This is a genomic window from Lysinibacillus sp. ACHW1.5 (assembly GCF_022014815.1).
In the GTDB taxonomy this organism is placed as follows: Bacteria; Bacillota; Bacilli; order Bacillales_A; family Planococcaceae; genus Lysinibacillus; species Lysinibacillus capsici.
This window is the reverse complement of sequence record NZ_CP091777.1, coordinates 3,567,524-3,580,259: the sequence shown is the minus strand read 5'-3', so window position 1 is coordinate 3,580,259 and position 12,736 is coordinate 3,567,524. Positions and strand designations below refer to the sequence as shown.

12 protein-coding genes are annotated in these 12,736 nt (G+C 38.9%); 8 read left to right on the top strand and 4 right to left on the bottom strand.

The features are described 5' to 3' along the window. Positions 1-93 precede the first annotated feature (93 nt). The 7 genes from L6W14_RS17995 (at position 94) to cysI (ending at position 7,645) form a co-directional block, all read left to right on the top strand. Positions 94-1,602 (top strand): leucyl aminopeptidase, encoded by a 1,509-nt coding sequence (locus tag L6W14_RS17995; RefSeq protein WP_131522543.1) that lies wholly within the window; start codon positions 94-96, stop codon positions 1,600-1,602. A gap of 135 nt (positions 1,603-1,737) precedes the next feature. Further along, complete coding sequence (locus tag L6W14_RS17990; protein WP_016991509.1) at positions 1,738-1,941, top strand: hypothetical protein; 204 nt, start codon at positions 1,738-1,740, stop codon at positions 1,939-1,941. A 352-nt stretch (positions 1,942-2,293) separates the two neighbouring features. After that, positions 2,294-3,067 carry a uroporphyrinogen-III C-methyltransferase gene (gene cobA, locus L6W14_RS17985; protein ID WP_112116474.1) on the top strand — a complete coding sequence of 258 codons (774 nt, stop codon included), beginning with the start codon at positions 2,294-2,296 and terminating at the stop codon, positions 3,065-3,067. A gap of 12 nt (positions 3,068-3,079) precedes the next feature. Further along, a complete protein-coding gene (locus L6W14_RS17980) occupies positions 3,080-3,820 on the top strand; it encodes a sirohydrochlorin chelatase (RefSeq protein WP_237898568.1) in 741 nt (246 codons plus the stop codon). Then, complete coding sequence (locus L6W14_RS17975) at positions 3,820-3,969, top strand: YezD family protein (RefSeq protein ID WP_004228347.1); 150 nt, start codon at positions 3,820-3,822, stop codon at positions 3,967-3,969. Before L6W14_RS17980 ends, L6W14_RS17975 begins: the two co-directional genes overlap by 1 nt. 43 nt (positions 3,970-4,012) lie before the next feature. After that, positions 4,013-5,806 (top strand): assimilatory sulfite reductase (NADPH) flavoprotein subunit, encoded by a 1,794-nt coding sequence (locus L6W14_RS17970; RefSeq protein WP_237898567.1) that lies wholly within the window; start codon positions 4,013-4,015, stop codon positions 5,804-5,806. A gap of 123 nt (positions 5,807-5,929) precedes the next feature. Beyond that, positions 5,930-7,645, top strand: coding sequence for an assimilatory sulfite reductase (NADPH) hemoprotein subunit (cysI, locus tag L6W14_RS17965; RefSeq protein WP_066038183.1), 1,716 nt, complete (start codon positions 5,930-5,932; stop codon positions 7,643-7,645). A 43-nt stretch (positions 7,646-7,688) separates the two neighbouring features. Here the strand turns inward: cysI and L6W14_RS17960 are convergent, their stop codons facing one another. Genes L6W14_RS17960 through L6W14_RS17945 form a run of 4 tightly spaced genes read right to left on the bottom strand, consistent with a single transcriptional unit; the run spans position 7,689 to position 11,558 of the window. Then, positions 7,689-8,759, bottom strand: a complete 1,071-nt coding sequence (locus L6W14_RS17960) for a sulfate/molybdate ABC transporter ATP-binding protein (protein WP_237898563.1) — start codon at positions 8,757-8,759, stop codon at positions 7,689-7,691. A 15-nt stretch (positions 8,760-8,774) separates the two neighbouring features. Further along, positions 8,775-9,650 carry a sulfate ABC transporter permease subunit CysW gene (cysW, locus tag L6W14_RS17955; RefSeq protein WP_048394442.1) on the bottom strand — a complete coding sequence of 292 codons (876 nt, stop codon included), beginning with the start codon at positions 9,648-9,650 and terminating at the stop codon, positions 8,775-8,777. A 10-nt stretch (positions 9,651-9,660) separates the two neighbouring features. Further along, positions 9,661-10,494, bottom strand: a complete 834-nt coding sequence (cysT, locus tag L6W14_RS17950; RefSeq protein WP_237898562.1) for a sulfate ABC transporter permease subunit CysT — start codon at positions 10,492-10,494, stop codon at positions 9,661-9,663. 11 nt (positions 10,495-10,505) lie between these two features. Beyond that, positions 10,506-11,558: a sulfate ABC transporter substrate-binding protein gene (locus L6W14_RS17945; protein ID WP_237898561.1), complete on the bottom strand. Its 1,053-nt coding sequence runs from the start codon at positions 11,556-11,558 to the stop codon at positions 10,506-10,508. Positions 11,559-12,022: 464 nt separating this feature from the next. Here L6W14_RS17945 and L6W14_RS17940 point away from each other — a divergent pair, with 464 nt between their 5' ends. Further along, on the top strand, positions 12,023-12,724 hold the full coding sequence (locus tag L6W14_RS17940) for a phosphoadenylyl-sulfate reductase (protein ID WP_131522551.1): 702 nt from the start codon (positions 12,023-12,025) through the stop codon (positions 12,722-12,724). Positions 12,725-12,736: the final 12 nt, after the last annotated feature.

The window sequence follows — 12,736 nt, the reverse complement described above, 5'->3', positions numbered from 1 at the left end:
TAACATTCATTATTTTCTAAAAGAAGATTTAGGCAAATATTACGCGCTTTTCAGAAACTTCGTTATAATAGTATATGGAATGGAGGAATTTACATGCATATTGTAAAAGAAGCAAAAACATTTGAAACGATTTCTACTGAACTATTAGTGGTAGGAGTCACAAAACATCGTGAACAAATGCAGGACTGGGCAAGCTTTTCAACTTTTTACGGTGAAGCCCTTGATACATGGATTAGTGCAGGGGACGTCTCAACTGAATTAAAGAAATTAACGAAATTACCATTTGTGAAAGACCATGCCAACCTGAAACGTATTGTATTCGTAGGTTTAGATGAGCGTAAAAACCTAACAGAAGGTGATATTCGCGCAGCATTTGGTTTGGTAGGAAAAGAATTAAGATCTTTAAAAGTAAAAGAGTATTCCATCTGGCTTGAATCATTTACAACAGAGTCAATTTCAACAGCAGATGTAGCATTTTTAGCGGGTGAAGGAATTGGCCTTGGCTATTATGCTGTCCCACATTATAAAACCACTTCAAACGAAGTAGATAAACGTATTGATGCTGTTCACCTTGTGACTACAGCAGAGGATTTAGATGAAGTGGTGGCAAGCTTTGAGGTAGGTGTGATTTACGCGGATGCTGTCAATGAAGCTCGTAGCTTAATTAATTTACCTCCAAATCTACTAACAGCTACGGATTTAGCTAACTATGCACAATCTCTTGCTGTGGAATACGATTTTGAAGTAGAGATATTAGATAAAGCACAATTAGAGGAACTAGGTATGGGTGGTATATTGAGTGTTAACCAAGGCTCTTATGAAGAACCACGATTAATTACCTTAAAATATAAAGCGACTGAAGATTTTGAAGATCCAATTGGCCTTGTTGGTAAGGGTGTAACGTATGATACAGGCGGCTATTCTTTAAAACCAAAGGACTCTATGGTTGGTATGAAAGGTGATATGGGTGGTGCTGCTGCTGTACTTGGTGCGATGAAAATTATCGGAGAATTACGTCCAAATAAAAATGTTGTAGCCGTTATCGGTTCTACAGATAATATGGTGTCTGATACAGCGTTTAAACCAGATGATGTGATTACGACGTACAGTGGAAAAACGGTAGAAGTATTAAATACGGATGCAGAAGGGCGTTTAGTTCTGGCAGATGCAACTACATATGCTAAACAGCAAGGGGCTACATCACTGATCGATGTTGCTACTTTAACTGGAGGCGTTATTACTGCACTAGGTATGGATAAAACAGGTGCTCTTGCAAATGATGATGCATTTTTTGAAGCATTTATGGAAGCTGCAAAAGAGACTGATGAATTTGTTTGGCGTATGCCTTTAACAGAAAATGATAAAAAACGAATTCGAAAATCAGATGTAGCTGATTTAAATAATTCACCTGGTCGTGATGGTCATATGATTTTCGGCGGCGGTTTTGTGGGCGAATTTGTTGGTGATACACCATGGATTCACCTGGATATAGCAGGCACATCTGATGCAGTAGCTGTACATGATTTAGGACCTAAGGGTGGTACTGGTGTTATGGTCCGTACACTCGCGAATTTTGTCCAACGTTTAGGGGAAGAAAAATAATAAAGCGTGTCAATCAGCGGGAGTTTATTCTCGCTGATTTTTTGTGATTTATGTACTAATCCCGATGGAATAGGCATTCTACATATGATAGATGTATCTTCCTTCATACGATAGAGTAAAAAGGGGAGGTAGCATATGCGCAATTTCGGAGGTTATCCAGGCGGAGGATTTGGAGGCTTTATTTGGCCATTTGGCGCACCGTTTTTTGGTGGTTTTTTAGGCAGTTTCCTTGGCTCTCAATTTAATCAATATCCTTACAATCCATATTATCCAAACTATCGACCATATCCACCAGGTCCATATTTTCGACCAGGTCCGCGATATCGTAGACCATGGTAAGCACATAATTAGATCAGCCAGTTGTCGATCTTGATATCGACAACTGGTTTTTATTGTGCCTAACGAAGTATCAAAATTAGTGTTGACAGAATATACTAAATTATTTATTATTCTTATTATATTACTAAGAATTAAATATGTGGCTGACTAGCAAACTAGAGGCTTTTATTATTCATAGGCATTTTTGTGTCTAAGGATAATATTAGCCTTTTTTCTTTATCTTAATTTAGTAAAGGTTTTTGTACCGAAAGCAAAGTGTCAGGTTTAGAAAATCGAGGACCCTTATTAGTAAGTTTAATCAATCTGAAATGCCATGACAACGAGGCGTAATTGACAGAAGGAGTGAGATGAAATGGGGAAAGTTTATATTGTTGGTGCAGGTCCTGGAGATGTTGACCTCCTTACGATTAAAGGATTACGTTGCATTGAATGTGCAGATGTCATTTTATATGACAGACTCATTAATAAAGAGCTATTAGCCTATGCCAAGAAAGACGCTAAATTAATCTTTTGCGGGAAATTGCCTCAGCAACATGCCATGATTCAGGAGCAAATCAACCAAACGCTTGTTGATTATGCCCAACAAGGATATGTTGTCACAAGATTAAAAGGAGGAGACCCATTTGTTTTTGGTAGAGGGGCAGAGGAGGCAGATGTGTTAGCGAAGCATCAAATTCCCTTTGAAATTGTGCCTGGTATTACGTCAGGTATAGCAGCTCCAGCATATGCAGGTATTCCTGTCACACATCGTAACTTAGGTTCAAGTTTTGCTATGGTTACTGGGCATATGCAGGATGGAAAAGAAGATGCTATCCGTTGGGAAAGTCTTGCAAAAGGAATTGATACGATTGCCATTTATATGGGTGTTGGTAATCTTCCGTATATCCGTCAACAATTACTCAAATTTGGCCGTGATGAAAAAACGCCTGTGGCTGTTATTCACTGGGGAACAGTTTCTACTAAGCAAAGAACTGTTACGGGGACTTTAGCTACAATTGAGGAAATTGTGCGTACAGAAAATATTCATAACCCTAGCATCATATTAGTAGGGAAGGTTGTGACCTTAAGAGAAACCATTCATTGGTTTGAGCAAAACCCCGCACAGCCAATCCAAATAACGGGATAAGGTTGTGGGATTATGCAGGCTATTTTATATATTGCACATGGCAGTCGTGTCAAGGAAGGTGTAGAGCAGGCCGTAAACTTTCTTCAAGGTGTACGACAAGAAGTGACAGTACCTATTCAGGAAATATGCTTTCTAGAGCTGGCAACACCAACCATTGCAGAAGGCATTGCTAGCTGTATTCGGAAAGGGGCAACAGCGATTGCCGTAATGCCTATTCTCCTACTAGCTGCTCAACACGCAAAACATGATATTCCGAAAGAAATGGCAAAAGCTCAAAAACTATACCCATATGTAAAGTTTACATATGGTGAGCCTCTTGGCATTCATGAACGATTAATTGACACATTACAAGCTAGGATAATAGAAAAACAGCAACCTAACAGCAATGCGAGTGTTTTACTCATAGGACGTGGGAGTAGTGATCCAGCCGTCAAGAGGGATTTAGCAAAAATTGCCAAAAGGCTACGTACTAAATATCACTATAAAGCCGTTGATACATGCTTCTTATACGGAATGGGACCAACCTTTGAAGACTGGTTACTGCAAGTTAAAGGGAAGCAACAGCAAGTTTTTATTGTCCCTTATTTATTATTTACAGGCATTTTAAGACAAAGTATTGCCAAGCGATTACAAGGCTTTGACAGTCAAAACATTATGTTATGTGAAAGCTTAGGCTATGACGACAATGTGAAAAAAGTATTAGTGGAACGTATTGATGAATTACTACATTTTAAAGAGGAAGGTGTTTCGTAATGGTAGATAAAAGAACTGAAAATGTAAATCTAGCATTAGATAATGTCCGCCAAATGTTAAATACTGTGAACCACGGATCAATTACATTGATTGTTCAAAATTCCTATGTGGTTCAGATTGAGAAAAAGGAAAAAATAAGGCTTCGATAAATTAAAAAATATGAAATGAAGATGATTCGTGAGGTGGCAAAGATTGAAATTACAAGTAATAAACAGTCCATTTAATGAAGAGCAGGTGAAGTTATTAAACGAGCTTCTCCCTAAATTAACAATTGAACAAAAATTTTGGCTAAACGGTTACCTAAGTGCTCCCCAAGCAACTCTTGAAGCAATTGTTGAACAGGCACCACCAGCAGCCCAGCCGATTACCAAAACAATAACAATTTTATATGGTTCCCAAACAGGCAATAGTCAAGGATTAGCTGAAAAGTATGCAGCAGCTTTAAAAGAGCAGCAGGTAGATGTAACTGTCTCATCATTAGGGAAATTTAAAGCTAGTAATTTAAAAAAGATCACCAATCTATTACTTATTGTGAGTACACATGGAGAGGGAGATCCACCAGATCAAGCGATACAATTCTATGAATTTTTGCATAGCAAGCGGGCGCCTAAATTAGAACACCTACAATATTCGGTTCTTGCTTTAGGGGATAGCTCCTATGAATTTTTTTGTAAGACAGGTAAGGACTTCGATGAGCGATTTGCGCAATTAGGTGCAACAAGAATTGTTCCTCGTATAGATTGCGATGTAGATTATGATGACGCAGCTGCACAGTGGTTCTCCGCGGTTCAACAGGAATTTCTTCAGCATACAACTTCAGCAACGTCTACTTCAGCACACACCGAAGGGGCGCAAGTACTTGAAGAATCTACATATTCAAGAAAAAATCCATTTTACGCTGAAGTACTTGAAAATATAAATCTAAATGGTCGTGGCTCCAATAAAGAGACGCGTCATCTTGAATTATCGATTGAGGGAGCTAATTTTCATTTTGAACCTGGCGATAGCATTGGCATTCTGCCAGAGAATGATGAACAATTAGTCAATGCATTGCTGACAGCACTTCAATTTGATTCGGAGACAGAAGTGACTGTTTTTGATGAAACAATAACAATAAAAGAAGCACTACAGAAAAAATTAGAAATTACGGTGTTATCTAAACCGTTACTCGAAAAAATTGCTGCTTATACAGAGCATAAAGAATTTTCTAAGCTATTTGAAGAACCAAAAGCCTGGAAGGACTATGCAAAAGGAAGAGACTTGCTCGACCTAGTAGAGGAATTTACACCATTTACTTGGAGTGCACAGCAATTTGTAGAGTTACTGCGTAAAATTCCAGCTCGACTTTATTCTATTGCTAGTAGCCAAAAGGCCAATAGCGAAGAGGTTCATTTAACGATTGGCAAGGTAAGCTATGAAACAGCAGGTAGACAACGTCTTGGTGTTTGCTCTGGAAGTGTGGCAGAACGAATACAAATAGGTGATACATTACCAATCTATGTTCATAAAAATCCGAATTTCAGATTGCCAGAGAATAATGAAACGCCAATTATTATGATTGGTGCAGGCACAGGTGTTGCACCATATCGAGCTTTTCTAGAGGAGCGAGAAGAGTTAGGGATTGAGGGGAAAGCATGGCTCATCTTTGGTGATCAGCATTTTGTTACGGATTTCCTCTATCAAACGGATTGGCAACGTTGGCTAGCTGCTGGCACATTAAGTCACATGCATGTAGCCTTTTCACGTGATACAGACCAAAAAATCTATGTTCAACATAAATTGCAAGAAAATGCCGCAAGTTTTTATGAGTGGCTGGAGCAGGGGGCTGTCATTTATGTATGTGGTGACGAAAAATCAATGGCATCTGATGTGGATGCAACCATTCATCAAATTATTGAGCAGCAAGGACAGAAAACACCAGAGGAAGCAAAAGCCTATGTGAATGCATTAAAACAGCAAAAACGCTACCAACGTGACGTTTATTAATGGAGTTCAACACAAATTTCTCGAAAACCTTCCCTTATTAATGAGTTGATCTCTTTGTTAGCAAGTAAACCCTCAGGTATGCCCAATACGCTGAGGTGTAATGGATTAAAGGAGCGATAAAGAATGACTGAAAAAATAGTGTTACCTCCACAGCCCGGGAAACCAAGTGATGTAGAGCGTATTAAAACCGAAAGTAATTACCTACGTGGAACACTCGAACGTACCATGAATAATCCATTAAGCTCTGGTATCCCAGAGGACGATAATCGCCTTATGAAATTTCATGGCAGTTACTTACAGGACGATCGAGATCTTCGGAATGAACGTCAGAAACAAAAGCTGGAACCGGCCTATCAATTTATGGTACGTGTACGAACACCAGGTGGAGCAGCTACCCCAGCGCAATGGCTTGTGATGGATGAAATGGCTAGAAAGTATGGCAATGGCTCTTTAAAATTAACAACACGCCAAGCATTTCAAGTACATGGCATTTTAAAATGGAATGTTAAAAAATATATGCAGGAAATCAATGAGGTGTTATTGGATTCTCTTGCTGCATGTGGAGATGTGAACCGTAATGTGATGTGTAATGTCAATCCAAACCAGTCTGCATTACATGAAGAGGTTTATAATTGGTCTGCAAAACTAAGTGAGCATTTACTGCCGCGAACACGCGCTTATCATGAATTATGGTTAGATGGAGAAAAGGTAGTAGATAGTCAGGATGTAGAAATTGAACCGATTTATGGAGCTCAATATTTGCCGCGTAAATTTAAAATTGGTATTGCGATTCCACCAAGTAATGATGTAGATGTTTTTTCACAAGATATCGGACTGATTGCCATCGTTGAAGACAATCAGCTTGTTGGTTTTAACGTAGCGGTTGGTGGAGGCATGGGCATGACACATGGTGATCATGAAACCTATCCACAGCTTGCTCGTGAAATTGGCTTTATAACGCCAGATAAATTATTAGAAACAGCAGAAAAAATAATAACGATACAGCGTGATTATGGGAATCGCTCTGTCCGTAAAAATGCACGATTTAAATACACGATTGATGCGAGAGGACTTGAATGGTTCCAAGAAGAATTAACGCGTCGTCTAGGCTGGGAAATTCAGCAGGCTCGTCCTTATACTTTTGAGCGTACAGGTGATGAATTTGGCTGGATTAAAGGGGCAGATGGTCATTGGCATTATACGTTATTTATTCAAAATGGCCGTATAAAAGACTTTGAGGATTATCAGTTGTTAACTGGCTTACGTGAAATAGCTAAGGTGCACACGGGTGATTTTCGTTTAACACCGAACCAAAACCTAATGATTAGCAATGTAACACCCCAGAAAAAGAAACAAATAAATACGCTTATTAAACAATACAAGCTAACAGACGGTGCGCATTATTCTGCCTTACGCCGCAATTCCATTGCCTGTGTCTCATTACCGACATGTGGCTTAGCCATGGCAGAAGCAGAACGCTATTTACCTTCTCTTATAACAAAAATTGATGCCATTATTGATGAGGCTGGCTTAAATGAAACAGAAATTGTTATTCGCATGTCTGGTTGTCCAAATGGCTGTTCACGTGCAGCAATGGGTGAAATCGGCTTTATTGGCAAAGGGCCAGGTAAATACAATATGTACCTTGGTGCAAGTTTTACAGGCAATCGCTTAAATAAAATCTATCGTGAAAATATTGGTGAGGAGGAAATTTTAGCAGAGCTACGACCAATTCTTCTGCATTTTTCAAAGGAACGTTTAGAGGGCGAACATTTTGGAGACTTTGTCATTCGTGCTGGGTATGTCACAGCTGTCTATGATGGAAGAGAATTTCATTAAAAATAAAAACCATGTAGCAAAGAAAAATTTGCTACATGGTTTTTTATATAGAATAATCCTCAGGAATAAATACCTTTAATTGTTTCGGCTTTACAAATACCTGATCGCCCACCTTCAGTTGAAGAAGATGAAATTGTTCTTTTGATAACTCCGCTTCTAAAAATTCATCAAGATCCTCACGGCGTAGTTCAATTTGAACGATAGGTCCCAGCAAATGAATGTGGCTGATTTTAACAGGAACTGTACCTGAAATATTTGTTTTCTCAATCTGAATATCATGTGGACGTACATAGCCTATCGCATTGTCCTCTGAATGTGTTAGGGCATCAGGTACATCAAGTGCAACTTCACCCTGCATGAGCTTACCATTATGTAAGCGACCTTTAAATAGATTAACATTGCCCAAGAAGTCATAGACAAACGGACTTTTGGGGTTTGTATAGACCTCATCTGGACTACCAATTTGCTCGATTTTGCCATTATTCATGACCACAATGCGATCTGCAACATCGAGAGCTTCCTCTTGGTCATGTGTCACAAAAATACTTGTAATATGAAATTCATCATGTAACTTTCGAAGCCAGCGACGTAACTCCTTGCGTACTTTTGCATCGAGAGCTCCAAATGGTTCATCTAGTAACAGTACCTTTGGCTCTACAGCAAGCGCTCTTGCCAGTGCGACACGTTGTCGTTGCCCACCTGAGAGCTGTGTTGGATATCGATCTGAGAAATTTTCAAGCTTCACAAGTTGCAATAATTCCATCACTTTATCTTTGATTTGTTGTTTTGAAGGTCTGCTTTTTCGAGGACGTACCTTCAGGCCATAAGCAACATTGTCAAAGACCGTCATATGGCGAAAAAGCGCATAATGTTGAAAGACAAAGCCCACATTGCGTTCCTTTGGATGACGATCTGTGATGGATTGACCATCAAATAAAATATTGCCGACATCCGTTGTTTCAAGCCCAGCAATCACACGTAATAATGAGGTTTTTCCTGATCCAGAAGGGCCAAGCAGTGCTACTAGCTCCCCAGACTGAATATGTACGGATATATCCTCTAGTGCCTGAAAGGACCCATATTTTTTGGATACGTTTTGAATTTGTATACTCATTGAGACCATCTCCTTTTAACTAGATTTTGATTTCCAAGCAATAATGTCTTTCACAATTAATGTAAAGATGGCCATTACGCTCATTAAGGAAGCAACTGCAAAGGCTGCTGCAAATTGATATTCATTATAGAGAATTTCAATATGAAGGGGCATCGTATTTGTCATGCCACGGATATGACCAGATACCACAGACACAGCCCCGAATTCTCCGATGGCTCGTGCATTACATAAAATCAAACCATAGAATAGTCCCCATTTTATATTGGGTAATGTGACATACCAAAAGGTTTTAAAGCCACTTGCCCCCAATGAAATGGACGCTTCTTCCTCAGATATACCTTGGGTTTGCATCAGCGGTATTAATTCACGTGCAACAAAGGGCAATGTGACGAAAATTGTGGCAAGGACAATACCAGGTAGTGCAAAAACTATTTTAATATCATGTGCAAACAACCATTCACCAAATAGTCCCTGTGAGCCAAACAATAAAATAAACACTAAACCTGCGATAACAGGTGAAACTGCAAAAGGTAAATCTACCATAGTAAGTAATAGATTTTTCCCCTTAAAATTAAACTTTGTAAGTGCCCAGGCAGCCATTACGCCAAAGATCGCATTGAGGGGTACAGTAATGGCTACGACGATTAATGTAAGCTTAATAGCAGCTAATGCATCTGGATGTGTAATCGCAGCAAAGTAAACATCGGATCCTTTTTGAAAGGCTGTAATAAAAATAGATACTAAAGGTAGTACGATAAAGAAAGCTAAAAAAGCTAAGGCAATAAATATTAACGTATAGCGAATAATACGAGGCTCCTGTAAGGCAGCAGTCTGTGTAGCTGCTTTCCTTTTTCCTGTACTAGCCTGCTGAATAAAAGTTGATTGTTCCATATAGTACCTCCTAATGTACAAACCGACGATTGGCTAGCCATTGTATCAAGTTAATGGTGAACAACAAAATAAAGGATGTCACAAGCATGACAACAGCTATGGCAGTTGCCCCCGCATAATCATATTGCTCAAGCTTTGTCATAATAATTAACGGCGTAATTTCCGTTTTCATCGGCATATTTCCTGCAATAAAAACAACCGAGCCATATTCACCTAAAGCGCGCGCAAAGGCCAAGGAAAAGCCAGTTAAAATTGCTGGTACTAGCTCTGGTAAGATGACTTTACGGAAGGTTTTTAAACGATTGGCTCCAAGGCTTGCCGAAGCTTCCTCCACCTCAGCACTGATATTTTGTAAAACGGGCTGGACCGTTCGTACAACAAATGGTAGCCCGATAAAGGTTAAAGCAATAATGATGCCAAGAGGTGTAAAGGCAATTTTAAAATCAAAAAATTGACCAATCCAACCATTTGGTGCATAAAGAGATGTTAAAGCAATTCCAGCGACAGCAGTAGGCAATGCAAAAGGTAAGTCTACAAGCCCATCAATGATTCGTTTAAAGGGAAATTGATAGCGAACGAGAACCCATGCAATAGTCGTACCGAAAAAAACATTTAGTAAGCCTGCAATCAGTGCAGTGCTGAAGCTCACTTTGTAGGAAGCAACAGCACGGGGATCTGTAATGATATCGATAAATGCTGACCAGCTTAAGGACATGGTATGAATGAAAATCATGGAAAGTGGTAGTAACACTAGTAAACTTACGTAAAGCATTGTATAACCAAGAGATAAATGAAAGCCTGGAATAATTCGACGCGATTTTTTAGGAATGATTAAACTGCTCATCAAAACGCTCCTTATTGTGGTACGTATATTTCATCAAAGGTACCACCATCTTTAAAATGGGTTGCTTGTGCTTGTGACCAACCACCAAAATCATCGATGGAAACAAGTTCAAGCTGAGGGAATTGATCTTTATACTTTGCTAGAATCGTTTCACTACGTGGTCGATAATAATTTTTCGCCGCAATTTCTTGCCCTGTATCACTATATAAATGCTGTAAGTAAGCTTCAGCGACTTCACGTGTCCCTTTTTTATCTACGATTTTGTCTACAACTGCAACTGGTGGCTCTGCTAAAATACTTAATGAAGGCGTGATGATTTCAAATTCATCCTTACCTAATTCATTAAGAGAGAGGTATGCTTCATTTTCCCACGCAATTAAGACATCTCCAATTTTACGTTCTACGAATGTTGTTGTAGCTCCACGAGCGCCAGAATCAAGTACTTCTACATTGCTGTAAAGTGATTTCATAAATTCTTTTATTTTTGTCTCATCATTGTTATATAACTTTCCGGCATAAGCCCAAGCAGCTAGGTAGTTCCAACGTGCACCTCCAGAGGTTTTGGGATTAGGTGTAATGACAGCTACATCATCTTGAATCAAATCATCCCAATCTTGTATGTTTTTTGGATTGCCCTTGCGAACTAAAAAAACAATTGTAGATGTATAGGGAGTCGAATTATGATCAAATTCGGTTTGCCAATCTTTATTCAGCAGCTCACGCGTTTGAGCAATTTCATCAATATCGTAAGCGAGTGCGAGTGTCACAACGTCGGCTTCAAGACCATCAATCACTGCACGCCCCTGTTTGCCAGATCCACCATGTGATTGATTGATTGTGACGTCTTGGCCAGTATCATCCTTCCATTTTTTTATAAAATCTTTGTTGAACTCATCGTAAAGCTCCCGTGTTGGATCATAGGAAACATTTAGTAGCTCTACAGACTTCTTGTCTTCCTGACCGCTTGCTTTTTCATCTGAGTTAGCACTTCCACAGCCAGTTAAACTAAGCGTTAGAATAGTTAATAATGCCAATGATTGGAGAACATAGCTCTTTTTTTTCATAGTAAATCCGCCCCTTTTCTGTCTTAAGAATGCAAAAAGCCATCACCCACAATGACATGACAACATTGGGTAGATGGCCTTCAGATCCTCTGATCAGCGTTTTTTTTTAGGTCAAAGCTTTAGTAATACATTAAACATATATTTCCTATTAGTCAACAAGGAATTATAAAAAAGATTATTTATTTTGAAAATTAATAAAAGTGTCCTTAGATACCACTCATCATATGCAGCAAAGAGCAAAAAAAATGGGTGTATGGAAAAGATATTTAAAAAACCTAGTTGACTGCTTGGTGTACTTTAGTATATATTTGGTAATAAGAAGAATGATTGTAGTACGAGGTAACAACTACTAGTGAACAATCATTAAATATAGAGCTGGCTAGTCAAACTAGAGGCGTTTTAACAAAGACCTGTTTTTCCTATGTCTTTTGTTAAAACGCCTTTTTTGCTATGAGGGGGATTCGATGTTAACTTACGAAAATTGGCAAGAACCGATCATTGATTTTCAGGTTGATGATATGTATAAGGCTGCACTAGAGGTTTTACAGTGGAGCTATCAAGAATATGGAGATGAAATCGTCTATGCATGTAGCTTTGGTATTGAGGGCATTGTCTTAATTGATCTCATTTCAAAGGTAAAGCCTAACGCTACGATTGTATTTTTAGATACAGATGTACACTTTAAAGAAACATATGAAACCATTCATAAAGTCAAAGAAAAATATCCACAACTCAACATTGTCATGAAAAAGCCAACCCTTACACTTGAGCAACAAGCGACACAACATGGTGACGAACTATGGAAAACCAACCCAAATAAGTGCTGTGATATTCGTAAGATAAAACCTTTACACGAAGCCTTATCAGGTAAAAAGGCTTGGATATCAGGTTTACGTCGTGAGCAATCACCAACACGTCAACAAACAAACTTTTTAAATCGTGACGATAAATTTAAATCGATTAAAGTTTGTCCATTGATTCATTGGACTTGGAAGGATGTCTGGCGTTATGTTTCAAAGTACAGTTTGCCATATAATCCGTTACACGATCAAGGCTATCCAAGCATCGGCTGTGAGCATTGTACGAAACCAGCATTTACAATGGAGGATTTACGTTCAGGTAGATGGCAAGGCTCTGGTAAAACCGAGTGCGGGTTACATGAATAAAGGAGTTCTGCC

Coding starts and splice junctions, on each gene's coding strand:
- L6W14_RS17945 (WP_237898561.1), bottom strand. CDS start 11,558: ATGAAAAAAAAGAGCTATGTTCTCCAATCATTGGCATTATTAACTATT.
- cysT (WP_237898562.1), bottom strand. CDS start 10,494: ATGAGCAGTTTAATCATTCCTAAAAAATCGCGTCGAATTATTCCAGGC.
- L6W14_RS17990 (WP_016991509.1), top strand. CDS start 1,738: ATGCGCAATTTCGGAGGTTATCCAGGCGGAGGATTTGGAGGCTTTATT.
- L6W14_RS17960 (WP_237898563.1), bottom strand. CDS start 8,759: ATGAGTATACAAATTCAAAACGTATCCAAAAAATATGGGTCCTTTCAG.
- cobA (WP_112116474.1), top strand. CDS start 2,294: ATGGGGAAAGTTTATATTGTTGGTGCAGGTCCTGGAGATGTTGACCTC.
- L6W14_RS17940 (WP_131522551.1), top strand. CDS start 12,023: ATGTTAACTTACGAAAATTGGCAAGAACCGATCATTGATTTTCAGGTT.
- cysI (WP_066038183.1), top strand. CDS start 5,930: ATGACTGAAAAAATAGTGTTACCTCCACAGCCCGGGAAACCAAGTGAT.
- L6W14_RS17995 (WP_131522543.1), top strand. CDS start 94: ATGCATATTGTAAAAGAAGCAAAAACATTTGAAACGATTTCTACTGAA.
- L6W14_RS17975 (WP_004228347.1), top strand. CDS start 3,820: ATGGTAGATAAAAGAACTGAAAATGTAAATCTAGCATTAGATAATGTC.
- cysW (WP_048394442.1), bottom strand. CDS start 9,650: ATGGAACAATCAACTTTTATTCAGCAGGCTAGTACAGGAAAAAGGAAA.
- L6W14_RS17980 (WP_237898568.1), top strand. CDS start 3,080: ATGCAGGCTATTTTATATATTGCACATGGCAGTCGTGTCAAGGAAGGT.